We start from the raw sequence: 22334 nt of genomic DNA on the forward strand, positions 1-22334 counted from the left end.
TCGTCGAGCCGCCGTCGAGCCGCCGTCAGCCCAGCAGCCCGCCCACCAGGCCCGGCTGGCCCGAGGAAGTGCTGCCGCCCGAGCCGGTGGTGCCGCCGCCCGTCGACGCGGGGGCGCCGCCGGAGGTGCTGGTGCCGCCCGTGGTCGTCGGCCCCGCCGTGGTGCTCGGGGCGCCGCCCGTCGGGGCGCTCTGGCGGAGCGGGACCTGGCCCGTGGCGCCCTGGGTCTGGCTGGGCGTCGTGGTGGTGGCGCCGGTGGTGGCCCGGCTCGCGCCCGGGGTCGTCGCCGCGCCGGAGGGGCTCGCGCCGGCCGTGGCGCCGCCGGTCGGCGAGGCGGGCGCCGTCGGCGTGCTCGTGCCCCGCTCGCCGGGCTCCTCGGGGAGCGGGGAGCCGGGGAGCTGGTTGCGGGGGGCCTCGCCGGGGCCGGGCACGACCACGCGGCTGGAGTCGCGGACCGCGCCGCCCAGCAGGGAGCCGGCCAGCAGGGTCAGACCGACCGTGACGGCCGTGATCAGCGCGCCGCGGCGCAGCACGTAGCGGCGCAGTTCCCAGATGTCGGAGCGGGGGCCGAGCCGGCGCCAGGCGCCGCCTGCGAGCCGGCCGTCCACGGAGTAGACGGGGGCACCGGCGATGATCAGCGGCGACCAGGCGGCGAGGCAGATGATGTCCGGCGCGTCGTAGACCGGGACCGTCTTCCAGCTGACGGTGACGAGCAGCGCGGCCGAGAGCAGGGCACCGACGACCGCGGCCACGCGCTGCCAGCAGCCCAGGACGGTCAGGACGCCGACGACGACCTGGAGGAAGGCGATGACCAGGCCGGAGCCGACCGGGTGGTGCAGGGCGAACTGGCGCAGCGGCTCGGCGACGGCCCAGGGGTGCAGGCTGTTGAGCCACTTGACCATGGAGCCGCGCTCGCCGCCGTCGAAGTAGACGGGGTCGCACAGCTTGCCCATGCCGGCGTAGACGGAGATGAAGCCCAGGAAGATGCGCAGGGGGAGGAGGACGACCCCCAGGTTCATCCGGCGGCCGGGGTAGTACGCGTGCCGGGCCGGGTCGTCGCCCTGGCGCCGGGCGGAGCGCGGGCCGTCGGCGTCCGGGGCGGGCCCGGCCGGATGGGTGTCGGCCGGATACGTGTCGGCCGGGTGGCTGTCGTACGGGTGGGCGTCGTACGGCTCGTAGCCGGCGCCGGGGTGGGACGGGTGGTCGTAGCCCCCGGTGCCCGGGCGCACGGACGGCAGCAGGCGGGTGCCGTCGGCGTCGGGAGCGGTGCGCTGGTGGCCGACGAGCGGGGTCTCGACGGTCCGGTCGAGTCCGGAGTAGGTGTCGGCGTAGCCGGTCTGGACGCGCGGGATGACCTGGGTGGCGCCGGCCTCGGGCTCGTCGGCGTGGCGGACGCTGCTGCCCCGCACGGCCTGGAGGAGCCGGTGGGCGCCGGTGTCGTCGGGGGCGGACCTGCCGCTCCACACGACGGGGCGGCGGCGGCCGGTGGCGCCGGCCGCCCGGCCCGCCGTGCCCAGCACGGGCATCCGGGCGGAGTCCTGGCCGGCGCTCAGGTGCCGGGCGATCCGTGGGGACTGGGTGCCCCTCGCCGCCGCGCCCAGCTGTACGCGGAAACTGGCGTGATTGACGATGATCTGCGCCGGATCGCTCGGCACCTTCACCATGCTCAGCGCGGGAGCGTCGTCGAATCCCGACGAGCGGTCCCCCGTGGGTGTGCGGGGTGTTCTGGTGTCCACACTCATCTAACCGAGTGACATGGCGTTAGGACACTGCTTTGACCGCCCGGAAGTGTCCGGACCCCGTCAAAGCCGTTCCGAGCGCCGTTCGGACGCCTCGATCACCCCGCGCGGGTGACGGTCCGGACGGGTGTCCGGACCGCCCGGGCCCTGCCTCAGCCGCGCCTGCGCGCGGCCTCGTACAGCACGATGCCCGCCGCCACACCGGCGTTGAGCGACTCCGCCCCGCCCGGCATCGGGATGCGGACCCGGTAGTCGCAGGTCTCGCCGACCAGGCGGGACAGGCCCTTGCCCTCGCTGCCGACGACGATGGCGACCGGCCCCTGGAGCGCCTCCAGCTCGCCGAGTTCGACCTCGCCGTCCGCGGCCAGACCGACCACCGTGACACCGGCCTTCTTGTAGGCCTCGAGGACCCGCGTGAGGTTGGTGGCACGGGCGACCGGCGTGCGCGCGGCCGTACCGGCGGAGGTCTTCCACGCGCCCGCGGTCATACCGGCCGAGCGGCGCTCGGGGACGACCACGCCGTGGCCGCCGAAGGCGGAGACCGAACGGACGACGGCGCCGAGGTTGCGCGGGTCGGTGACCCCGTCCAGGGCGACGACCAGCGGGTCCTCGCCCTCGTCGGCCGCCGCGTCGAGGAGGTCCTCCGGATGCGCGTACTCGTACGGCGGGACCTGGAGCACCAGACCCTGGTGGTTGAGGCCGTTGGTCATGCGGTCCAGCTCGGGCCGCGGGGCCTCCATGAGGTTGATGCCGCCGCGCTCGGCGGCGAGCTGGAGGGCCTCGCGGACGCGCTCGTCGTTGTCGATGAACTGCTGGACGTAGAGGGTGGAGGCGGGCACGCCCTCGCGCAGCGCCTCGACCACCGGGTTGCGGCCGACCACCAGTTCGGAGGCGGACCTGCCACCGCCCCGGCGCATCTGCGGGCGGCCCTGCGCGCGGCGGGACTTGGCCGCGGCGACGCGCTGCTTGACGTGTCCCTTGCGCATCTCGGCGGGCGGGGTCGGGCCCTTGCCCTCCAGGCCCCGGCGCCGCTTGCCGCCGCTGCCGACCTGCGCGCCCTTCTTGCCGGACATGCGGCGGTTGTTCGCGGCCATGAGTTACCCGTCTGTCGTGAGCTTCGTACGTACGTCTTATGCAGTGTGCCGCCCGGGGGGCCGGGCGGCACAGTCGATCAAGCAGGGTCAGCGCGCGCCGAGGCTCCAGCGGGGCCCCTGCGGGCTGTCCTCGATGACCAGACCGGCCTGGCCGAGCTGGTCGCGGATGGCGTCGGCGGTGGCCCAGTCCTTGCGGGCGCGGGCGGACTCGCGCTGGTCGAGGACGAGGCGGACGAGGCTGTCGACCACGCCGTTCAGGTCCTCGCCCCGGTCGCCCTCGCCGGCCCAGTGCGCGTCGAGCGGGTCGAGACCGAGGACGCCGAGCATGGCGCGCACCTCGGCGAGCCGGGCGACGGCGGCTTCCTTGTCGTCGGCGGCCAGGGCGCTGTTGCCCTGCCGGACGGTGGTGTGCACGACGGCGAGGGCCTGCGGGACGCCCAGGTCGTCGTCCATCGCCTCGGCGAAGGCGGGCGGGACCTCGGCGGCCGGCTCGACGGTCTTGCCGGCCAGCTCGGTGACGCGCTGGACGAAGCCCTCGATCCGGGAGAACGCGGACTCCGCCTCGCGCAGCGCCTCCTCGCTGTACTCGATCATCGAGCGGTAGTGCGGGGTGCCCAGGTAGTAGCGGAGCACGACCGGCCGCCACTGCTTGACCATCTCGCCGACCAGGACGCTGTTGCCGAGCGACTTGGACATCTTGTCGCCGGCCTTGGTGACCCAGGCGTTGTGCACCCAGTACCGGGCGAAGTCGTCGCCGTACGCCTTGGCCTGGGCGATCTCGTTCTCGTGGTGCGGGAAGATCAGGTCGAGGCCGCCGCCGTGGATGTCGAAGGCGCTGCCCAGGTACTTGTGGGCCATCGCCGAGCACTCCAGGTGCCAGCCGGGGCGCCCGGGGCCCCAGGGGGTCGGCCAGGTCGGCTCGCCCGGCTTCGCCGACTTCCACATGGCGAAGTCGCGCGGGTCGCGCTTGCCGGTCTCGCCCTCGCCGGACGGCTGGAGCAGGTTGTCCAGCTCCTGCCGGGACAGCTCCAGGTAGCCCGGGAAGGACCGTACGTCGAAGTAGACGTTGCCGTCGGCCTCGTAGGCGTACCCGCGCTCGATGAGGCGCTGCATCATCTCGATCATCTCGGTGATGTGGCCGGTGGCGCGGGGCTCGTAGGTCGGGGGCAGGCAGCCGAGGGCGGTGTAGCCGTCGTCGAAGGCGCGCTCGTTCTCGTATCCGATCGACCACCACGGCCGGTCCTGCTCACGGCTCTTGGCGATGATCTTGTCGTCGATGTCGGTGACGTTGCGGATGAACGTCACCGTGTAGCCGCGGTACTCGAACCAGCGGCGCATGACGTCGAAGTTGAGGCCCGAGCGGATGTGACCGATGTGCGGTGCCGCCTGCACGGTGGCGCCACACAGGTAGATCGAGACGCAGCCCGGCTTGAGCGGGGAGAAGTCACGGATCTGCCGGGCGCTGGTGTCGTACAGGCGAATAGTCACCACTCCAGAGTAGTGGGCGCCGGGCAGTGCCATGCGCCCGCCGCCGAGGATTCCCCGGCATCCGCGCCCGGCGGGCCCGCAGGCCCCGTCACAGCATCCCGACCACCTTGCGCGGCTGGATCCGCACCACCACCCGCTCGGCGTCCTGCGCCGAGGCGGGGTTGAAGTCCGTGTACTTCCTGCCGGTGTACTTCACGCTCAGCTCGTCGATGAGGTCCTGGCCGCCCTCGGTGGTCGTGTCGGCGGTGCCGCGGATCTCGGCGTACTCGTAGGGCTGCTCGGGATCGACCACGACGACCGTCACCCGGGGGTCGCGCCGGAGGTTCTTGTACTTGCGGCGGTCGACCGTGGTGGAGAACAGCAGGGTGTCCCCGTCCCGCTTCACCCAGACCGGGGACATCTGCGAGCTGCCGTCGGGCTGGACGGTACCGACGACGATGAACACCTTGCCGTCGAGCAGGGACTTGAGCCGGTCGGACAGGGCGGCGGGCATGGGGTACCTCCGAGGCCAGGGTCAGCGGTCACTTAGCGGGTACCCTCGCACGCTCTCAGCCCACGCGCACCACGAGTGCCGTCGCCACCGCCATCAGCCCCTCGTCGCGGCCCGGGAAGCCGAGGCCGTCCGTCGTGGCGCCGGACACCGACACCGGGGCGCCGGCCGCCTCGGAGAGGATCCGCTGGGCCTCGTCGCGGCGCTTGCCGATCTTCGGGCGGGGGCCGATCACCTGGACGGCGACGTTGCCGACGGCGAAGCCCGCCGCGCGGACGATCCGGGCGGCCTCGGCGAGCAGCGTGACCCCGGAGGCGCCGGACCACTCGGGCCGGCCGGTGCCGAAGTGCTGCCCGAGGTCGCCGAGCCCGGCGGCGGAGAACAGCGCGTTGCAGGCCGCGTGGGCGACGACGTCGGCGTCGGAGTGGCCGGCCAGACCGGGTCCCTCGCCCTCCCACTTCAGGCCCGCGCACCACAGCTCGCGGCCCTCCTCGAAGGCGTGGATGTCGGTGCCGATGCCGACCCGCGGGAGCGGCGGTGTCTCAGAAGCCATCGTTCAGCCTCCTGCGGGCCAGTACCGCCTCGGCGAGGACCAGGTCCAGCGGGCGGGTGACCTTGAAGGCCTCCTCATGGCCGGGGACGGCCACGACCGTCAGCCCGAGCTGCTCCACCATGCTCGCGTCGTCGGTGACGTTCTCGGTGACGGTCTCGTGGGCGCGGGCCAGGGTGGCCCGGTCGAAGCCCTGCGGGGTCTGGACGGCGCGCAGCCGCGCCCGCTCGGGGGTGGCGACGACCGGCTCGGGGTCGCCCGCCGCGGTCGCGGGCTCGACCTCCTTGACCGTGTCGGCCAGCGGCAGCGCGGGCACCACGGCGGGGGCGCCGTCGCGTACGGCCTCGACGACCGCGTCGACGGTGTCGACCGGGACGAGCGGGCGGGCCGCGTCGTGCACCAGGACGATCCCGTACCGCTCCGGCAGGGCCTCCAGGCCGAGCCGGACCGACTCCTGGCGGGACTCCCCGCCGGGGACCACGAGGAAGTCCGTCCGCTCCGGCAGGGCGTGCGCATCCAGCAGCGACTTGACCTCGGCGGCGCCGTCCGGCGGGGCCACGACGACCACCAGCGAGACATGGCGGGACGCGGCGAGGGCGCGGACCGCGTGGATGAGCATGGGCGTGCCGTTCAGCGCGCGGAGTGCCTTGGGGGCGCCCGGACCGAGGCGCACGCCCCGGCCGGCGGCCGGAATCACGGCGGCGACGGGGGTCTGCGCGGGCGTGGGGCGCGATTCGTCAGACATCGGTTCCTGTCAGGTTTGTGTGCTCGACCTAGGTGGGTATGGCCTGGAGGAGTGCCGGGCGCGACGCCTTGACCGGACCCCTTCCGTGACCCTGGTCGAGCCATCCGCCCGGGCCCGGCACATCAAGTATCGGGGGGCCGTGTCGCGGATTTCCCCGAGGAGCACCCCGCTGCGGGGACGGCGGGGACGGGCCGGGGAGCAACACGGCCGCGGGGACGAAGATGCCGCAGCGCCCGGCGACAGGGTGAGTGTCATCGGGCACCGCGGCATTTCAGTGTGCTGAGCGTGTCGGCAGCGTGGGTCCGCCGCCGCCGCGCGTCAGGATCAGGAGGCGAGCACCTCGTCGAGCAGGGCCTCGGCCTTGTCCTCGTTCGTGTTCTCCGCGAGAGCCAGCTCGCTCACCAGGATCTGGCGGGCCTTGGCGAGCATCCGCTTCTCACCGGCGGACAGTCCGCGCTCGCGCTCGCGACGCCACAGGTCACGCACGACTTCCGCGACCTTGATGACATCGCCGGAGGCGAGCTTCTCCAGGTTTGCCTTGTAGCGACGGGACCAGTTCGTGGGCTCCTCGGCGTACGGCGCGCGCAGCACCTCGAAGACCCGGTCCAGTCCGTCCTGACCGACCACATCACGCACGCCGACGAACTCCGCATTGTCCGCTGGCACACGTACCGTCAGGTCACCCTGGGCGACCTTCAGCACCAAGTAGGTCTTGTCCACGCCTTTGATCTGGCGAGTTTCGATAGCCTCGATCAGCGCGGCCCCGTGATGGGGATAGACCACGGTGTCGCCAACCTTGAACGTCATGTGACAGGTACCCCTTCCGTGGCTATCCAGGGTAACACGGATACGGCGTCTTCTGAATGGCGTTTTCGCAGGTCAGGGCATATCTCGGGGCTTGACAACAGTAACCGGGACGTGCTGCGGGGGCTGCGGGGAGGCGGGTATTCGCAGGTGGGAGGGGCTTCACGGGCAAGGGGAAACGGTTACGTTACACGCCCCGGACGGCCGCTCCAAGTGGAGGAACATCCCGATATGTCCCTACCCAAGCGTGCGACTTCCGCTACTCCGTTCGGTGGCCGGAGGCGGTTGTGAGCCGAATCGAAAATTGATCAACCACTGCCGGACGGGCATCCCGTGATCAATATCGAGGGGGCTCCCACATTCCTCCACGGACATTTCGCAAGGGCCGACGAGAGGCCGCCGCCTTCGCGTTATGTGAATGGCAGACGAGCGCTCCCGCAATGTGACCGCGGAGTCACTTGTGCCCCTCGAGGTACCCCCACGTGGAGGGAAGCCCGGTGCTTGGGGGAGGGTCGGGTGCGGTCGCGCGGGAACGGCTCGGTAACCTGAGGCCGCTGACAGACACTTAGGACGGCTTTACAAGGGAGGCCGTCCGCGCGTTCAAGGAGTTGCCGCCGCCGTGAGCAGCAGCCTTCGACGCGGCGCCCTCGCCGCCTCCGCCATCGCCTTCTCGATCGCCTCGCTCGCCGCCTGTGGCGCCGGCAACAACGCCCAGACCCTGGAGATCAAGCCGGACAACGCCGCGACCAGCGTCGGCGACATCAAGATCCAGAACGCCACGATCATCACCCAGCCCGACCTGAAGGCGACGGGACCGGCCGCGGTCTCCGCGACGCTGTTCAACGGGGGCAGGACCGACCAGAAGCTCCAGTCGATCGCCATCCCGGGCTCGAACGAGACCGTGAAGCTGACTCCCGCCAAGGGCCAGAGCCTGACCGTCCCGGCCCACGGCTCCCTGGTCATCGGCGGCAAGGACAACGCCTCCGCGGTGATCCCCAACGGCCGCGAGTCGGTCCAGGACGGCAACGTCCAGAAGGTCACCTTCACCTTCAGCAAGACCGGCACGGTGAGCCTGGGCGCCTTCGTGGTGCCGGCCACCAGCTACTTCGGCACGTGGGGCCCGTCCGAGGTCCCGTCCGCCCCGGCGTCCGCCTCGCCGTCCGGCTCCGGTGCCCCGGGTCCGGACGCCTCCGAAAGCGGCAAGCCCGGGAAGCCCGGGAAGAACGGCAAGGCGACCCCGTCCGGCTCGCCCGTGACCCCGAGCGACTCCACCTCGCAGTCGGCCGCCGGCCACTGACCCGCCGTACGGCGAAGGGCGGCACCCCGCGCGGGGTGCCGCCCTTCGCCGTGCACACGTTCGTCACGGTCGCCGTCCCGGGCCGTGCCGCGGGCCCGGCGCCGCCACGGGGCACCGCGGGGCGGCCCGGGCACCGGGCCGCCCCGCGGGACTCCGTACGGCGGGAAAGGGGCGCCCCTCGGCGCCCGTCCCGGTCACGGCTCGAACTTGTACCCCAGGCCCCGGACCGTCACCAGGTACCGCGGCGCGCCCGGGTCCGGCTCGATCTTGGCGCGCAGGCGCTTCACGTGGACGTCGAGGGTCTTGGTGTCGCCCACGTAGTCGGCGCCCCAGACCCGGTCGATGAGCTGCATGCGGGTGAGCACCCGGCCCGCGTTGCGCAGCAGCATCTCCAGCAGGTCGAACTCCTTCAGCGGGAGGTCGACCTTGGAGCCGCCGACGGTGACCACGTGGCGGTCGACGTCCATGCGGACCGGGCCCGCCTCCAGCGCGGCCGGGGCGACCTCCTCCGGCTCGCCGCGCCGGCGCAGCACCGCGCGGATGCGGGCGACCAGCTCGCGGGAGGAGAACGGCTTGGTGACGTAGTCGTCGGCTCCTATTTCGAGACCGACGACCTTGTCGATCTCGCTGTCCTTCGCGGTCACCATGATCACGGGGACGTTGGAGCGGCCGCGCAGCTGGCGGCAGACCTCGGTACCGGGCAGGCCCGGCAGCATCAGGTCGAGCAGGACCAGGTCGGCGCCGTTGCGCTCGAACTCGTCCAGGCCGTCGGGGCCGGTCGCCGCGACGGCGACCTCGAAGCCCTCCTTGCGGAGCATGTACGACAGGGCGTCGGAGAAGGACTCCTCGTCCTCGACGACGAGCACTCGGGTCACGGAAGGACCTCCGGGGCGGGAAGCGGTTCGTACGGGGATGCGTCAGGGCCGGCCTCGTCTTCGAGGTCCGGGTGCTGCGGTGCGCGGTCGCGGGCCGCGCCCGCCTCCGGCAGCCTGAGGGTGAAGGTGGAGCCCTGGCCTTCGGCGCTCCACACCGTGACCTCCCCGCCATGCGAGGCGACCACGTGCTTGACGATCGCGAGACCCAGACCGGTGCCGCCGGTGGCCCGGGACCGGGCCGGGTCGACCCGGTAGAAGCGCTCGAAGATGCGCTCCTTGTCCCGGTCGGGGATGCCGATGCCCTGATCGGTCACGGCCAGTTCGATCATGTCGCCGCCGGGCCCGCCCAGCCGGCGGGCGGCTATGCCGACGCGGGTGCGGGCCGGGGAGTAGTTCACGGCGTTCTCGACCAGGTTGCCGAGGGCGGCGGCCAGCTGCCCCCGGTTGCCCCACACGCGCAGGTCGGCGGTGCCTCCGGCGGCCATCGTGATCTGCTTCGTGCCCGCCTGGTGGCGGCAGCGGTCGACGGCCTCGGCGACCAGCTCGTCCACGCGGACCGGCTCGGCGTCCTCCAGCGGGTCGTCGTTCTGTACCCGGGAGAGGTCGATCAGCTCCTGGACCAGGTTGGTCAGGCGGGTCGCCTCGATCTGCATCCGGCCGGCGAAGCGCTGTACGGCCTCGGGGTCGTCGGAGGCGTCCATGACGGCCTCCGAGAGGAGGGAGAGCGCGCCGACGGGCGTCTTCAGCTCATGGCTGACGTTCGCCACGAAGTCGCGTCGCACCGCCTCGATACGGCGGGCCTCGGTCAGGTCCTCGACCAGCAGCAGGACCAGGCGGGAGCCGAGCGGGGCCACGCGCGCGGAGACGGCGAGGGCCTCGCCGCGTCCGGTGCCACGCCGGGGGAGATCCAGTTCGACCTGGCGTATCTCCCCGTCCCGTCTGGTGTCCCGGGCCATCTGGAGCATCGGCTCGACGGCGAGCTTGCCGCCGCGGACCAGCCCGAGGGCGTAGGCCGCGGAACTGGCCTTGACGACGGCGTCGGCCTCGTCGAGGACCACGGCGGAGGAGCGCAGCACCGACAGAACGGTGTCCACGCCGGGCGGGAGTACGGGATCGGTGTGCAAGGAAGTCCTGGTCGGTCGCTTCTGGTCGCGTTCGCTCCAGCGGAACGCCAGCATGGCGATGACGCCGGTGAGCACCCCGGCGATCGCTGCCGCTGCGGCGACCGCCGCGTTCACGTCCATGCCCCCAGGTTAGGCATGGGGTACGACATGACCACAGCCGTCCGGGTGCGACCTCGAACACTCGTCGCCCAGAGTTCACCTTGGAGCCAGTACCGGTTCATTTGGGGTGGCGGAAACAGACGCGTACGGGGCAGAGCGTGGCAGCGTGGGGTTCGCACCGCCGGTTCCACCGGGGGCGCACACCTGATGTGACGGCCCCCCGTGGCCCCGGACGCCCGGACGAACCCGGGACCGACCCGGGACGACCCCCCGGACACGACGCACGAGAGGGAACCCTGATGCGGGACGCGTACCACGAGGAACTGGACTCGATCGGCGACGGACTGGTGGAGATGGCCCGGCTCGTCGGGTCGGCCATCGGACGCGCCACGACCGCCATGCTCGACGCCGACCTGAAGCTGGCCGAGAACGTGATCGAGGCCGACCAGAAGGTCGACGAGCTCCAGCACGACCTGGAGGCCCGGGCGATAGCCCTTTTGGCCCGGCAGCAGCCGGTGGCGACGGATCTGCGGATAGTCGTCACGTCGCTGCGCATGTCCGCCGACCTGGAGCGCTCCGGCGACCTCGCCCAGCACGTGGCGAAGCTGGCCCGGCTGCGCTTCCCGCAGCGTGCCGTCCCGCAGGACCTGCACGCCACCATCCTGGAGATGGGCCAGCTCGCGCAGCGCCTGATGGCGAAGGCGGCCGAGGTGATCGTGACCAAGGACGTCGACCTCGCCCTCCAGCTGGAGCAGGACGACGACGAGATGGACCTGCTGCACCGCACCCTCTTCCAGCACCTGATCGACGACCGCTGGAAGCACGGCATCGAGACGGCCGTGGACGTCACCCTGCTGGGCCGGTACTACGAGCGGTACGCCGACCACGCCGTGGCCGTCGCCAAGCGCGTGGTCTACCTGGTGACCGGCGAGCACGCGGACGAACTCCAGCAGGACATCCAGCCGGTGACCGGCGTCGAGGGCGCGTAACCCCCGAGGGGAGCCGGTGCCCCGGGGGGCCGGGCGCCTCCGTGCGCCGTTGACGCGCCCGGCCGGGCGGGCATGCAATGGGCGAGGGCAGCCCTGCCCCCAGGTCTAGGAGGGACCCATGGCCGAATCCCCGGGCACCACCCCCGACCCGACGCGGGAGCGCGAGACCGAGCAGTCCGCCGAGATCAGGAGTCTGCCGTTGTTCGGCGCGTGCGGCTGCGGCTCGGGCTGCGGCTGCGGGTGCCAGTCGGGCAACCCCTGCCAGTGCGGCTGAGCGACCACCGGGGCCGGTGCGGAAGCGGTTCGCGCCGGCCCTCCGCCGTACCGGATGCCCCGTCCCGCCGCCGGGCGCAGCATGGACGTGGAATCACCGGCGGCAAGGAGGTGTGAGGCCATGGCCAGGTTCATGGACGTACACCGCGGCATGCAGGGCATCACGGCCGACGAGCTGATGGCGGCGCACCAAGCCGACCTCGCCATCGAGGCGGAGGAGTCCGTGCACTTCGAACAGGCGTGGGCGGACCCGGAGTCCGGCACCGTCTACTGCCTCTCCGAGGCACCCTCGGCCGAGGCCGTCCAGCGCGTCCACGAACGTGCCGGCCACCGCGCGGACGAGGTCCATCCGGTACCGCTCCGGGCCTGACGCGGCGCCCCCTCCCGGATCCGGGACGCGTCCGGCCCCGGGTCTCAAGCCGACCGCGCGCGCCGGTGCAGGTCGTCCAGGGCGCCGCGGAGCGTCGTCGCCCGGTGCCAGTCCAGCCAGGCACCCGCCTCGCGGGCGATCCGGTCCAGCGCGTCGAGTTCGGCCGCGCTGTAGGCGTGCCCCGGCCGGGTGTGGTGGGTGGAGAACACGCCCTGCGGCCGGCCGTCGGCGCCCGGGATGGGGGTGCTCTGGAGGCTGCGGCTGTGCGCGGCGAGCAGCACGGCCCGCGCGTCCTCGTCGAAGCAGGCGGCGGTGACGACGTCGTCCACGACGACCCGCTCCCGGCCGCGGGCGACGGCGCCGCAGGCCGTCGTACCGGCGTCGATCACCGCGAAGAAGCGGACGAACGCGGCGGGGCACCCGCAGGACGAGGTCAGCCACAGCGAGTTGTCGGCACGGTCCACGAGCTGGACGTCGGCCATCCGCGCGCGCGTGACCGCGCAGACGGCGTCCCGCAGCGCGTCCAGGAAGGCGGTCCGGGTCGGCGGCCGGTCACCGGGCGGACCGAGGAAGCCGACGGCGGGCGGGGCGTGGCGGCCGTACTCCGGGGCGCCCGGCCCGCTCGGAGCGGGCGCCGGCGTCCCGGCGAGCGAGGCGGCCAGCACCGCGCGGGGCAGCCGATGCGTCCGGGCGACACCGCGCAGCAGGGTGTCCGCGGTGCGCAGGTCCCTGAGGCCGTACCGCTCCACCAGGATGCCCTGGGCGCGGGCGACCCCCGCCTGGCCGAGCAGCCGGTGGCGCAGCCGCAGGGCGCTCGGGCGCAGCGCGGCACCCGGCGCTGCGCCGGTGCCGGACCTGGCGGCGCGGATGACGGCGGCGGCCAGCGCGGCGGGCACCGTCGAGTGCAGTTCCGGTCCGGCGGACCCGGCCGGACGGGCGCGGGCCAGGACGGCGGCCGTGTCGGCGGAGCAGCCGGCCAGCCGCAGGCGGCGGTCCCGGGCGGCACCGGCCGCCGCGAACCGGTGCAGGATCTCGGCCGCGTCCGGGGACAGCCGGTCCAGGCCGCCCAGATCGACGACCAGTTCGGTCTCCCGCCGCCCGGCGAGCGCGGACTCCAGCGCGGTGCCGACGCCCGGGTCGCCGTACAGCGCCAGCACGGTCAGCCGGCCCGCCGGCAGGCCGGGCATGTCGAGATCGAGTACGACGCGGCAGGAGAAGTTCGGCATGAGGGAACCCTCCTGCCTGGTGCCCGCCGCGGAACCCCGGGGTCGCGCGGTTCGCCATCCCGGTGCGCGGTCCGGCTCCTTCCACGCTAGTCCGGTGCGGACGGCGCGTCAGCTCGGCCGGGGACCGGCACGGCGGTGAGGACGGCGTCCGGGCGCAGGGTCCGCCGGACCAGGGCATGGGCCGCGTCCAACAGGCGTCCCCGGCGGCGCTCGGCGTAACCGCGCAGCGCCGCGCGGGCCTGGCCGGGGGTGATGCCGCCGGCCTCGGCGAGCATGCCGGTGGCCATGTCGACGGTCGCCTTCGCGGCCAGTGCGGCCTGGACACGGTTGCTGATGTCGGTCGCGCGCAGCCGCTCCGGACGCCAGTTGACCAGGGCGACGGCCGTGACGTCGGCGAGCGCCTGGGCCAGCTCCAGGTCCAGCTCGGACAGCCCGCCGGACCGGCGCAGCAGCAGGTTGACCGCGCCGACGGTCTGCCGGTGCACGCGCAGCGGCAGACCGTGCAGGGAGAGGTAGCCGCTCCGTACGGCGAAGGGCACCACACGGGGCCACCGCCCCGCGCTGCCCGCCAGATCGCGCACGTCGACCCGGCAGCCTTCCCGGTAGGCGTCCAGGCAAGGGCCCTCGTCGGCCTGGAGCTGGAAGAACTCGAAGAAGGCGGCCTGCTCCTCGGTGACCGCGATCGGGCGCAGGTCGCCGCGGGAGGTGACCACCATGATGCCGACCGCGTCCGCGCCGGCCAGCTCGACGCAGTTCCGCGCCAGCCGGTCGGCCAGGACGACCGGGTCGACGTCGTCGGCGAAGGAGTCGGCCAGCCCGACGAGTGCCTCGGCGAGCTGCTGTTCACGGCTCATCACCGTTCACCGTCCCTTCCCTCGTCACCGGCGTCCCGTCCCTCGTCACCGGCGTCCCGTCCCTCGTCACCGCCGGCCCGCTCACCGTCCTCCCCACTGGATGCGGCGGGTTCGCCGCCGTACGCCTCCGGCCGGAAGTTCAGCCGGCGGGTCAGCACCTCCCGGGCCACCTGGCTGACCGTGCGGCCGTCCGCGTACGCGCGGGCCCGCAACCGGTCCAGGGCCTGCTCGGGGTCCACGTCCAGCTGCACCATCACCATGCCGACCGCCTGGTAGACCTCGGTGTGGTCGGCCTCCGAGGCCGCTACCCAGGACGCTACCTCGTTCTCCGTCTCCGCATCGGTGTCCTCCTCCGCCCCGCCGTGGTCGCCGCGCTCGGCGGCCTGGAGGTTCATCAGCGCGAAGGTGACCGCGTCCCGCACCCACAGCGCGGTCCGCAGGTCCGGCTCCGCCAGCCCGCCGACCTGATGGCTGTAGAGGTCGAGCGTGCCGATGGCGGCGCCGCTGACGCCGAGCGGCAGCGAGAACACCGCGCGGACCCCGAGCCCCACCGCCTCGTGAGCGAAGATCGGCCAGCGGCGGGCGTCGGAACCCCTGGTCAGGTCGGCCGCGAGCACCGGGGCACCCTCGTCGAGCGCGGTCTGGCACGGTCCGTCGCCCACGGTGTACTGGAGTTCGGCCAGCCGGGCGGCCACCCGGTCGCTGGCGCACCACGTCACGCGGACGCCCTTGCCGCCGGAGATCGACACCGAGGCCCCGGTGACCGGCAGCAGCCGCACGCACGCCGCGCACAGCGCGCGGGGCATCGCGTGCGGGTCGTCGGCACCGTGCGCGGCGGCGGCCAGGGTCTCACTGACCCGCGAGCGCACTTCGGCGTCGGGCGGCACGCCGCCACCCGTCCACGACCCGGACTCCTCGGGCGGCATGGTCATCACCCCCGCCGCGCCTCACGCTCGACCGACATCGTTGACCAGTATCCCGTCGGCTGCCGAGTTCCCCGCACAGGAGAAGTAACTGCGCGTTTTCCCCGCCACCGCCGCACGCCCTTGACCGGCCGCTCCCCCGCCCCCTGCCGGGCTCCGCGCCCGGGGCTTGACCCTCGACCTGGTGCAGGGCCCAGGCTTCCGGGTGTGGAGAGCGAGATGCGCAGTATCGGTGAGCTGGCCCGGGACAGCGGGCTGGGGGTGAGCGCCCTGCGGTTCTACGACCGTACCGGTGTGCTGGTCCCCGCCCGGGTGGACCCGGTGACCGGCTACCGCTGGTACGGCCCCGCCCAGCTCGGGGAGGCCCGGCTGCTGGCCCGGTTGCGCCGGACCGGCATGCCGCTGGCGGACGTCCGGCTCGTCCTGGCCGGCTGGTCCGGCGCGGACACGGAGCTGGTGACCGAACTGCTCCAGGCCCACCTGCGCCGCCTGGAGCGGGGCCTGTCCGACGCGCGCGAGGAGTTCTCCACGCTCCGGGAACTGCTCGCACACAGGGAGAACACCGTGCCTTCCACCCGATCCACCACCAGCCGGCTGACCGCCCCTGCCGCCGAACTGGCGGCAGCGCTGGACGCCGTCCGTTTCGCGGCCGGCACCGATCCGGAGCTGCCGATGCTGGGCGGTGTCCTCTTCGACATCGACGGCGAGGCAGTGCGCGCCGTGGCCACCGACCGCTACCGGATGGCCGTCGCGCGAGCCGCCGCCACCGGGCACGAGGGGCCCGCCGTGCGGATCACCGTGCCCACCCCACTCGTCGACGCGATGCGGGCCCTGCTGACCGGCGCGGGACCCGCACGCCTCGCCGTCGACGGTGACCGGGTGACGCTGGAGACGGAGGACGGCCAGGCGTCGGGCCGCTCCCTCGACCACGACTTCCCCGACTACCGCCGCCTCGTCCGCCTGTCCCCCGGCCGCCGCGCCCTCGTCGACGCGCCGGCCTTCCGGGAGGCGGTGACGAACGGCCCCGTCCGCCCGGGCGAGACACGCGACCAGGACGGCGGGCCGCACGACCTCAGCGTGCTGAAGGTGACCCCGGACGGCACCGTGGCCCTCTGCGACGACGGCGACGACGACCCGGACCAGGTGGCCGTCAACCGTGCGTTCCTGCTGGACGCGCTCACCGCCGGAAACCAGGACCGGCTGGTCCTCGAGCTGGGCGCCCCGACGGCCCCGATGGCCATCCGCCGCCCCGACGACGAGGAGACGTTCTCGCTCCTGATGCCGGTACGGCTGGAACGGTGAGGGGGTGGTCGGCGGCGCCCGGGGCGGCCGGCGCCGGATGCCACGGAGATCGTCGGCCCTGGCGGACGCGCCGGTGCGGTGGCCGGCCGGCGACCTACGAACCGACGGGCAACTCCCGTGCCCGTTGCCGCGCTTGGGCCCGCAGCTCCTTCAAGCGGCCGTGGAACGCGTTGTGGCGGTTCTGGTCGAGGTTCAGCGGGAGGTCGAGCCGGGAGATGAGCTGTGACTCCAGGTCCCACGGTTGGTCCTGCTCGATCCAGCACACCCGCGCGTTCTCCGCCATCCACTGGCTGAGGGCGGCTTCGCCGGTCTTGCCGAAGGTCATCCGCTTCCCGCTGCCCACGCGGCGCAGCTCAAGACCGAGCAGACACCCGAGGGTGAACCGCAGCGTCGAGCCGGCCGCGTTGCCCCGGAAGTGGTAGCGCACCCGCTTGCGCAGGTTCTGGGTGCTGGTCCGGTTGGCCATGTAGCGCGGGGCTATCCCGACGTAGAGCAGGCGCCCGGCGTCCAGGTCCTGGTGGGGCGGCTCCAGGAAGTGCCACCCGTAGACCCCGGCCGCCGCCGGGACGGGGCTCTGCCGGACCAGGACCTCCGGCGCCGACCACAACCGGTCGGGACTGACGAGAGCGGTGGCCCGTCCGGCACGATCGAGCATGTGGCCGATGTTGTTCCACGTGAAACCCTCCCGCCAACCGGGCTTGCCCAGCATCCAGCCGAGAAGCGCGTGCAGGACCTTCTCCTGCGACACGGTCAGGGTCCGGTAGTGCTCCGCGGGGACGCCGTCGCGGTACTCCAGCTGGTACGTGTTGTTCTCACGGAGCCAGACCTGGATGTACCAGTCACCCTCCCGCCCCTCCTCCCACCGCTCAAGGATCAAGTGCTCGTTGCCGCGCCGCAGGTTGGCGAGCATGGTCCCCACTGCGGGCTTGGTGGGACGCTTCACTACGTGGCCATGGCCGCTGGTCGCTGTCAGCATGGGGGAAGCATGGCTGGTGGGTCTGACAGTGGGGGGCGGTTCGTCTTTGGCTCTGGTCGGGATCAGTGGACGCGCGCGTCTGATGGTCGTCGTCGATCGCCACCGGTCACTGAAGAGCGGCCTCGAAGGACCCGGCGACGGTTCCTTCGAGTCGGAAGGCTCCGAAGCTTGTGTCACCGCGAAGTCGTTTCCCCGGTACGGCAGTTCGGGCACTCGCACACCGGGTAGGCGGATGTGAACGGTGGCGGTCCCTCGGCGGGTGGGACGCTCACCGAGCCGTACTCCTGGACGACAGCGCCGTAGCGGTTCACCCGGTACACCCTGATCGTCATCTTGGCGGGCGGCGGATGCTCGCCGGACGGGGATGCAACGCTTGTCATGTCGACGCTCCTTCGCAGCGCTGGCCGGCCCCGGGGTCGTTCGCGCGACCGTCGGGGCGCTGTCATCTGAGACAAGGGTGGCCAGTTGCGAGGAGCGCAACGCTCACAGTTCTGTGAGCGTTGCCGGCAGGTCTACAGGCCGACCCAGGCCGCCATGTGGTGCAGCGTCTCCGGGGTACGCCGGGACTGGTGCACCAGACCGGTGAGGGTCTCGCGGGCGGCGGGGTGGTAGCGGGTCTGCTCGGGGGCCAGGCGGCGGGCCTCCACGAGGGATTTCAGGGCGGCGTCCGAGCGTCCTGTCTCCATCTCGGCACGTGCCCGGTCGATCAGGAAGTGGGCGCGGCGGGAAGTGGGCAGCCGATCGGGCAGCTCCAGGTTCCGGGCCTGCTTGAGGGCCTCGTCGTACCGGCACATCTCGACAGCGCCGGACATCTTGTGCAGGGCGACGTTGGCCGGGCCGAAGCTGAGCCAGTGCACCTCCGTAGAGTCGCCTGTCCGCTGGGCGATCCGGTGGGCTTCGGCGATGTGCTGTTCGACGAGCGCTCGCTGTTCGGCGCGGGCGGCGATGACGGAGCCCCCGAGGTGCAGTTGCCCGGTGACGGCGAGCGTCTCTCGCGTGTGTTCACCCTGCGCGAGAACGTGGTGCCCGGCGGCGATGAGGCGCTGCCCGATCCGGTACTCGCCCTCGCGGAAGTAGACCAGGGCCCGCATGTACTGCCGTACGGCGGCCAGGCAGGGGTCGGAGGCGCGTTGCGCCGCCCAGTCCATGCGGTCCAGCGCGACCGCGGACAGGTCGTAGTAGCCGAGCTTCACGCTGATGTCGTGGGCCGTGCGGTAGGCGGACGCCAGCGCCCGCCACAGTGCGGTGGAGGGTGTCGACCATGCCGTGTGGGTCAGCTCGGCGATGAGCCCGGGCAGCTCGCGGGCCGCGTTGCGCAAGCGGGTCGCCCGTACCTCGGCGCAGAGGCGGTCGGTCCCGGTGATGAGCTGTTGCGCCGGGCGCGCGGACAGGTCGGGGTTCGGGCCGAGGTCGTACAGGTCAAGGGATTCACGGATGGGCCGGACCAGTTCCGCGAGGCGGTCGCGTTGCAGTTCGGTCACGTACGGCTGACCGGTCAGGACGGTGACGTCGATGTTGAGGGATCTGGCGCAGGCGGCGACGAAGGCGGCGGTGGCCGGACGCGCCCCGCACTCGACCTGATTGAGGTAGCTGTAGGAGTAGGGGAGCCGCTCGGCCAGCTGCCGTTGGGTGAGTCTGGCCAGTCTGCGCTGTTCCCTGATGCGTACGCCCGTGTGGTCTTCATCCCGTGTGGGCATGCCGGCCTCCGCTCTGAGCACCCGCCGGGAACGGTACCCAGGCGGTCGTACGGTTACCTGCTTTCCGCTGTCTACTCACCCGTGGGGTGGAGCCGTCGGGTGTGGTCCGATAGGCACATGACGACGCCGCGCCCTGTCCTCTACCTGTTCGGCTCCGCCGCTCCGCCGGTGTTCGACGTGGCGCAGGTCGTCGCGGACGCGCGGGAACGCGGCTTCGACGTGTGTCTCGGGCTGACCCCGACCGCCGCTCGGTGGCTGGAGCCGCAGAAGGCGGAGCTGGAACGGCTCACCGGGCACCCCGTGCGCAGTGCCTACAAGCTGCCGGGCGAGCCGGACGTGTGGCCGAAGGCAGACGTGATCGCGGTGGCACCCGCCACCTTCAACACCGTCAACGCGTGGGCCCTCGGCCTCACCCGTGACTTCGTGATCGGCGTCGTGGCCGAAGGCATCGGCAAGGGCATCCCCATGGTGGCGATGCCCTGCGTGAACGCGGCGTACGCGCAACACCGGCAGTTCGGACGGAGCCTGACGGAACTCCGCGAGACGGGTGTGCGGGTCCTGTACGGAGAGGGCGGTTTCGTCCCGAACGCCCCGGGTCAGGGCAAGCCGGAGCAGTATCCGTGGCACCTGGTCCTCGACGCGGTCGAGGAGATGGCCGCCGCGCGGTAACCAGCGGGGAGCGCTGCTGCCGTTCGGTGCTGGTCCGGGTGCGTGAAGGCCCCTGCCGACGGATGGCTTGTCGACAGGGGCCCGGGTACAAGGAGGAGGGTTACTTCTTCTTGCCCTGGTTCTTGACCGCCTCGATCGCCGCTGCCGCCGCCTCCGGGTCGAGGTACTTGCCGCCCGGGGTGACCGGCTTGAAGTCGGCGTCCAGCTCGTAGTAGAGCGGGATGCCCGTCGGGATGTTCAGGCCCGCGATGTCGGCGTCGGAGATGCCGTCGAGGTGCTTGACCAGGGCGCGCAGGCTGTTGCCGTGGGCGGCGACCAGGACCGTGCGGCCGGCCAGGAGGTCGGGGACGATGCCGTCGTACCAGTACGGCAGCATGCGGACGACGACGTCCTTCAGGCACTCGGTGTCCGGGCGCAGCTCCGGCGGGATCGACGCGTAGCGCGCGTCGTGCGCCTGGGAGAACTCGGAGTCGTCCGACAGCGGCGGGGGCGGGGTGTCGTACGAGCGGCGCCAGAGCATGAACTGCTCCTCGCCGAACTCGGCGAGCGTCGCCGCCTTGTCCTTGCCCTGGAGGGCGCCGTAGTGGCGCTCGTTCAGGCGCCAGGAGCGGTGGACCGGGATCCAGTGGCGGTCCGCGGCCTCCAGCGCCAGCTGGGCCGTGCGGATCGCGCGCTTCTGGAGGGACGTGTGGACCACGTCGGGCAGGAGGTCGGCGTCCTTCAGGAGCTCGCCGCCGCGGACTGCCTCCTTCTCGCCCTTCTCGTTCAGGTTCACGTCCACCCAGCCGGTGAACAGGTTCTTCGCGTTCCACTCGCTCTCGCCGTGGCGGAGGAGGATCAGCTTGTACGGTGCGTCGGCCATGGTCCTGAGCCTACCTAACGAACCTCGGGGCCGCGCCGCGCCCGGCCTCTCTAGCACGCCGGGAGACGGGGTGACTGTCGACGCGCCCGGTTCCTCGCTAAATTACGGTTAATTCATCTACAACCTTTCGCCACATCCACGTGTCTGGTAATCGCCGGGGAAGGTTGAGGCACCAGGAAGAGGAGCACAGAACGTGACCGTGCGTTCCTTTGCGCGGCGGATCCGACCGCGAGTCGAGCGGAAGGCCGCCGAGCGCGTGTGGCAGCTGCGCACCATGCGGCGGCGCCGCCGGGCCGCGGTCACGGATCCGGTGCTGCGCCCGGTGACCGTCCGCGGCCAGCAGTTCTACGGCCGGGTCGTGGACCGGTTCACCGCGGTCGAGGCGGCCGCCCAGAACCTCGATCTCGTCGTGGGCGCCCTGGAGCAGGAGGGCATCCCCTACTTCCTGGTGTCCTCCCGCGCCCGGTACACGGTCGGGGTGAACGCCGTCGACCGGGAGCGGTTCCTCACCGCCCTGGAGACCCGCAACGCCGGCACGGCCGTGTTCATCGGCCGCCCCCTGCCCGGCGGCCAGCTCAAGCACCCCGCCCTGTTCCTGGACGGCGTACTGCCCGCCGCCCTGCGCACCGCCCCCGTGCTGCGCGTCGGCGAGAACCACCTCGGGCCCGCCGGCCAGCTGCTCGCCGGGCCGGAGCTGGCCTGTGACGTCGAGTTCTGGGAGGACGGCGCCGAGCTGCTCGCCTCCGCCGACGGGCCCCGGCGGCTGGCCAAGGTGCAGCCGCAGGCCTCGGCCGACGTCTTCGCCGAGTCGCTCGTCACCCCCCGCAACAACGGGATCACGGACGTGCTGCCGGCGAGCGAGCAGAAGCCGACGACCGTACGGGTCGGGGACCGCGAGCTGCCCAGCTTCACGCCCCTCACGCTGCCCACCGTGAACCAGGTCACCTTCCCCGTCGACATCGTCTACACCTGGGTCGACGGCGAGGAGCCGGCGATGCGGGCGAAGCGGGCCCGCTACCAGGACCGCGGCATCGCCGAGATCCTGGACAAGGAGACCAACGCCTCCCGCTACACCAGCCACGACGAGCTGAAGTACTCGCTGCGGTCGCTCGCGATGTACGCCGACTTCGTCCGGCACATCTACATCGTGACCGACGGCCAGAAGCCGCACTGGCTCGACGACACCGCCCCGGGGATCACGGTCGTCGACCACCGCGACATCTTCCCGGCGGACGTGCTGCCCGTCTTCAACTCGCACGCGATCGAGACCCGGCTGCACCACATACCGGGCCTCTCCGAGCACTACCTCTACTTCAACGACGACGTCTTCGTCGGCCGCCGGGTCACCCCGGAACACTTCTTCTTCGGCAGCGGCCTGATGAAGATCCCGGTCTCCCCGCTGAAGATCGGCGTCGGCAAGCCGCACGCCGAGGAGACCGCGACCAACTCCGCCAGCAAGAACGTACGGCGGCTGCTGCTGGAGAAGTTCGGCCGGATGACGACGAACAACTTCATGCACACCCCGCTGCCGCAGCAGCGCGGCACGCTGCGGGCGCTGGAGGAGCTGTTCCCGGTGGACATCCAGCGCACCACCGCGTCCCGGTTCCGCTCGCCGCAGGACATCGCCATGACGGCGCCGCTGCTGTACCAGTACTCGCTGATGACCGGCCAGGGCGTGCCCGGCAAGTTCAGCTTCCGGTACGTGAACATCAGCCGGCCGGACGCCGAGCGACGCCTGGCCGACCTGCGCCGCAACCGCCGCTTCGACTTCTTCTGCCTCAACGACGTCGACGTGCCGCCGGAGGAGCGGGAGCAGGTCAGCGTCCGCATGCACGAGTTCCTGGAGAACTACTTCCCCTTCCCCAGCCCCTTCGAGAAGCAGAGCTGAC

General features: G+C 72.4%; 23 protein-coding genes. 7 read left to right on the plus strand and 16 right to left on the minus strand.

Features of this window, described 5'->3' with window-relative positions:
* Positions 1–25: 25 nt before the first annotated feature.
* The 7 genes from IF37_RS0101635 to IF37_RS0101665 form a co-directional block, all read right to left on the minus strand.
* Positions 26–1741 carry a DoxX family membrane protein gene (locus IF37_RS0101635; RefSeq protein WP_173456671.1) on the minus strand — a complete coding sequence of 572 codons (1716 nt, stop codon included), beginning with the start codon at positions 1739–1741 and terminating at the stop codon, positions 26–28.
* 149 nt (positions 1742–1890) lie between these two features.
* Positions 1891–2832: a 23S rRNA (guanosine(2251)-2'-O)-methyltransferase RlmB gene (gene rlmB / locus IF37_RS0101640; RefSeq protein WP_030734873.1), complete on the minus strand. Its 942-nt coding sequence runs from the start codon at positions 2830–2832 to the stop codon at positions 1891–1893.
* An 87-nt stretch (positions 2833–2919) separates the two neighbouring features.
* Positions 2920–4320, minus strand: a complete 1401-nt coding sequence (gene cysS / locus IF37_RS0101645) for a cysteine--tRNA ligase (RefSeq protein WP_030734876.1) — start codon at positions 4318–4320, stop codon at positions 2920–2922.
* 88 nt (positions 4321–4408) lie between these two features.
* Positions 4409–4813 carry a PPOX class F420-dependent oxidoreductase gene (locus IF37_RS0101650; RefSeq protein ID WP_030734879.1) on the minus strand — a complete coding sequence of 135 codons (405 nt, stop codon included), beginning with the start codon at positions 4811–4813 and terminating at the stop codon, positions 4409–4411.
* 55 nt (positions 4814–4868) lie between these two features.
* Positions 4869–5363, minus strand: a complete 495-nt coding sequence (gene ispF, locus IF37_RS0101655; RefSeq protein ID WP_030734882.1) for a 2-C-methyl-D-erythritol 2,4-cyclodiphosphate synthase — start codon at positions 5361–5363, stop codon at positions 4869–4871.
* Positions 5353–6105: a 2-C-methyl-D-erythritol 4-phosphate cytidylyltransferase gene (gene ispD / locus IF37_RS0101660; protein WP_030734885.1), complete on the minus strand. Its 753-nt coding sequence runs from the start codon at positions 6103–6105 to the stop codon at positions 5353–5355. Before ispD ends, ispF begins: the two co-directional genes overlap by 11 nt.
* A gap of 324 nt (positions 6106–6429) precedes the next feature.
* Entirely contained in the window at positions 6430–6912 is a 483-nt protein-coding gene (locus IF37_RS0101665) for a CarD family transcriptional regulator (RefSeq protein ID WP_003953493.1), read from the minus strand.
* A gap of 616 nt (positions 6913–7528) precedes the next feature.
* Between IF37_RS0101665 and IF37_RS0101670 the strand changes: the two genes are divergently transcribed.
* Positions 7529–8206, plus strand: a complete 678-nt coding sequence (locus tag IF37_RS0101670; protein WP_030734888.1) for a hypothetical protein — start codon at positions 7529–7531, stop codon at positions 8204–8206.
* A 194-nt stretch (positions 8207–8400) separates the two neighbouring features.
* Here IF37_RS0101670 and IF37_RS0101675 read toward each other — a convergent pair whose 3' ends face one another.
* A complete protein-coding gene (locus IF37_RS0101675) occupies positions 8401–9081 on the minus strand; it encodes a response regulator transcription factor (RefSeq protein WP_030734890.1) in 681 nt (226 codons plus the stop codon).
* Entirely contained in the window at positions 9078–10325 is a 1248-nt protein-coding gene (locus IF37_RS0101680) for a cell wall metabolism sensor histidine kinase WalK (RefSeq protein WP_030734893.1), read from the minus strand. Before IF37_RS0101680 ends, IF37_RS0101675 begins: the two co-directional genes overlap by 4 nt.
* A gap of 278 nt (positions 10326–10603) precedes the next feature.
* Here IF37_RS0101680 and phoU point away from each other — a divergent pair, with 278 nt between their 5' ends.
* From phoU to IF37_RS0101695, 3 genes are all read left to right on the plus strand, one after another.
* Positions 10604–11293, plus strand: coding sequence for a phosphate signaling complex protein PhoU (gene phoU / locus IF37_RS0101685; RefSeq protein WP_030734896.1), 690 nt, complete (start codon positions 10604–10606; stop codon positions 11291–11293).
* A gap of 118 nt (positions 11294–11411) precedes the next feature.
* Positions 11412–11567, plus strand: coding sequence for a hypothetical protein (locus IF37_RS44785; RefSeq protein ID WP_173456673.1), 156 nt, complete (start codon positions 11412–11414; stop codon positions 11565–11567).
* A gap of 120 nt (positions 11568–11687) precedes the next feature.
* Positions 11688–11936 carry an SCO4226 family nickel-binding protein gene (locus IF37_RS0101695; protein ID WP_030734899.1) on the plus strand — a complete coding sequence of 83 codons (249 nt, stop codon included), beginning with the start codon at positions 11688–11690 and terminating at the stop codon, positions 11934–11936.
* 44 nt (positions 11937–11980) lie between these two features.
* Here IF37_RS0101695 and IF37_RS40650 read toward each other — a convergent pair whose 3' ends face one another.
* The 3 genes from IF37_RS40650 to IF37_RS0101710 all read right to left on the minus strand — a co-directional run bounded on the left by IF37_RS40650 (position 11981) and on the right by IF37_RS0101710 (position 14948).
* Complete coding sequence (locus IF37_RS40650; RefSeq protein ID WP_052844915.1) at positions 11981–13162, minus strand: GAF domain-containing protein; 1182 nt, start codon at positions 13160–13162, stop codon at positions 11981–11983.
* 86 nt (positions 13163–13248) lie between these two features.
* Entirely contained in the window at positions 13249–14016 is a 768-nt protein-coding gene (locus tag IF37_RS0101705; RefSeq protein ID WP_052844916.1) for a GAF domain-containing protein, read from the minus strand.
* The gene (locus IF37_RS0101710; protein WP_253915599.1) at positions 14016–14948 is read right to left on the minus strand and encodes a GAF and ANTAR domain-containing protein; all 933 of its coding nucleotides are present in this window, start codon (positions 14946–14948) and stop codon (positions 14016–14018) included. Before IF37_RS0101710 ends, IF37_RS0101705 begins: the two co-directional genes overlap by 1 nt.
* Before the next feature lie 210 nt (positions 14949–15158).
* Here IF37_RS0101710 and IF37_RS0101715 point away from each other — a divergent pair, with 210 nt between their 5' ends.
* Positions 15159–16241, plus strand: coding sequence for a MerR family transcriptional regulator (locus IF37_RS0101715; protein ID WP_063886347.1), 1083 nt, complete (start codon positions 15159–15161; stop codon positions 16239–16241).
* 94 nt (positions 16242–16335) lie between these two features.
* Here the strand turns inward: IF37_RS0101715 and IF37_RS45435 are convergent, their stop codons facing one another.
* The 3 genes from IF37_RS45435 to IF37_RS0101725 form a co-directional block, all read right to left on the minus strand.
* Positions 16336–17217: a GIY-YIG nuclease family protein gene (locus IF37_RS45435; RefSeq protein ID WP_253915600.1), complete on the minus strand. Its 882-nt coding sequence runs from the start codon at positions 17215–17217 to the stop codon at positions 16336–16338.
* 173 nt (positions 17218–17390) lie between these two features.
* The gene (locus IF37_RS43305; protein ID WP_106981696.1) at positions 17391–17597 is read right to left on the minus strand and encodes a hypothetical protein; all 207 of its coding nucleotides are present in this window, start codon (positions 17595–17597) and stop codon (positions 17391–17393) included.
* Positions 17598–17729: 132 nt separating this feature from the next.
* Positions 17730–18914 carry a helix-turn-helix domain-containing protein gene (locus IF37_RS0101725; RefSeq protein WP_030734918.1) on the minus strand — a complete coding sequence of 395 codons (1185 nt, stop codon included), beginning with the start codon at positions 18912–18914 and terminating at the stop codon, positions 17730–17732.
* 117 nt (positions 18915–19031) lie between these two features.
* On the opposite strand from IF37_RS0101725, the gene IF37_RS0101730 reads away from it, so the two are divergent.
* On the plus strand, positions 19032–19583 hold the full coding sequence (locus tag IF37_RS0101730; RefSeq protein ID WP_030734921.1) for a flavoprotein: 552 nt from the start codon (positions 19032–19034) through the stop codon (positions 19581–19583).
* A gap of 100 nt (positions 19584–19683) precedes the next feature.
* Here the strand turns inward: IF37_RS0101730 and IF37_RS0101735 are convergent, their stop codons facing one another.
* Positions 19684–20445: a phosphoglyceromutase gene (locus IF37_RS0101735; protein WP_030734924.1), complete on the minus strand. Its 762-nt coding sequence runs from the start codon at positions 20443–20445 to the stop codon at positions 19684–19686.
* 193 nt (positions 20446–20638) lie between these two features.
* On the opposite strand from IF37_RS0101735, the gene IF37_RS0101740 reads away from it, so the two are divergent.
* Positions 20639–22333 (plus strand): stealth family protein, encoded by a 1695-nt coding sequence (locus IF37_RS0101740; protein ID WP_030734927.1) that lies wholly within the window; start codon positions 20639–20641, stop codon positions 22331–22333.
* The last annotated feature ends 1 nt before the right edge of the window (position 22334 follow it).

The organism is Streptomyces sp. NRRL S-31, from assembly GCF_000718775.1.
GTDB lineage: Bacteria > Actinomycetota > Actinomycetes > Streptomycetales > Streptomycetaceae > Streptomyces.

What these genes read in the sequence shown, in the direction of transcription:
- IF37_RS0101635 (WP_173456671.1), bottom strand. Translation starts at nt 1,741, where the DNA reads ATGAGTGTGGACACCAGAACACCCCGCACACCCACGGGGGACCGCTCG.
- rlmB (WP_030734873.1), bottom strand. Translation starts at nt 2,832, where the DNA reads ATGGCCGCGAACAACCGCCGCATGTCCGGCAAGAAGGGCGCGCAGGTC.
- IF37_RS0101650 (WP_030734879.1), bottom strand. Translation starts at nt 4,813, where the DNA reads ATGCCCGCCGCCCTGTCCGACCGGCTCAAGTCCCTGCTCGACGGCAAG.
- ispF (WP_030734882.1), bottom strand. Translation starts at nt 5,363, where the DNA reads ATGGCTTCTGAGACACCGCCGCTCCCGCGGGTCGGCATCGGCACCGAC.
- ispD (WP_030734885.1), bottom strand. Translation starts at nt 6,105, where the DNA reads ATGTCTGACGAATCGCGCCCCACGCCCGCGCAGACCCCCGTCGCCGCC.
- IF37_RS0101665 (WP_003953493.1), bottom strand. Translation starts at nt 6,912, where the DNA reads ATGACGTTCAAGGTTGGCGACACCGTGGTCTATCCCCATCACGGGGCC.
- IF37_RS0101680 (WP_030734893.1), bottom strand. Translation starts at nt 10,325, where the DNA reads ATGGACGTGAACGCGGCGGTCGCCGCAGCGGCAGCGATCGCCGGGGTG.
- phoU (WP_030734896.1), top strand. Translation starts at nt 10,604, where the DNA reads ATGCGGGACGCGTACCACGAGGAACTGGACTCGATCGGCGACGGACTG.
- IF37_RS44785 (WP_173456673.1), top strand. Translation starts at nt 11,412, where the DNA reads ATGGCCGAATCCCCGGGCACCACCCCCGACCCGACGCGGGAGCGCGAG.
- IF37_RS0101695 (WP_030734899.1), top strand. Translation starts at nt 11,688, where the DNA reads ATGGCCAGGTTCATGGACGTACACCGCGGCATGCAGGGCATCACGGCC.
- IF37_RS40650 (WP_052844915.1), bottom strand. Translation starts at nt 13,162, where the DNA reads ATGCCGAACTTCTCCTGCCGCGTCGTACTCGATCTCGACATGCCCGGC.
- IF37_RS0101705 (WP_052844916.1), bottom strand. Translation starts at nt 14,016, where the DNA reads ATGAGCCGTGAACAGCAGCTCGCCGAGGCACTCGTCGGGCTGGCCGAC.
- IF37_RS0101710 (WP_253915599.1), bottom strand. Translation starts at nt 14,948, where the DNA reads ATGACCATGCCGCCCGAGGAGTCCGGGTCGTGGACGGGTGGCGGCGTG.
- IF37_RS0101715 (WP_063886347.1), top strand. Translation starts at nt 15,159, where the DNA reads ATGCGCAGTATCGGTGAGCTGGCCCGGGACAGCGGGCTGGGGGTGAGC.
- IF37_RS45435 (WP_253915600.1), bottom strand. Translation starts at nt 17,217, where the DNA reads ATGCTGACAGCGACCAGCGGCCATGGCCACGTAGTGAAGCGTCCCACC.
- IF37_RS43305 (WP_106981696.1), bottom strand. Translation starts at nt 17,597, where the DNA reads ATGACAAGCGTTGCATCCCCGTCCGGCGAGCATCCGCCGCCCGCCAAG.
- IF37_RS0101725 (WP_030734918.1), bottom strand. Translation starts at nt 18,914, where the DNA reads ATGCCCACACGGGATGAAGACCACACGGGCGTACGCATCAGGGAACAG.
- IF37_RS0101730 (WP_030734921.1), top strand. Translation starts at nt 19,032, where the DNA reads ATGACGACGCCGCGCCCTGTCCTCTACCTGTTCGGCTCCGCCGCTCCG.
- IF37_RS0101735 (WP_030734924.1), bottom strand. Translation starts at nt 20,445, where the DNA reads ATGGCCGACGCACCGTACAAGCTGATCCTCCTCCGCCACGGCGAGAGC.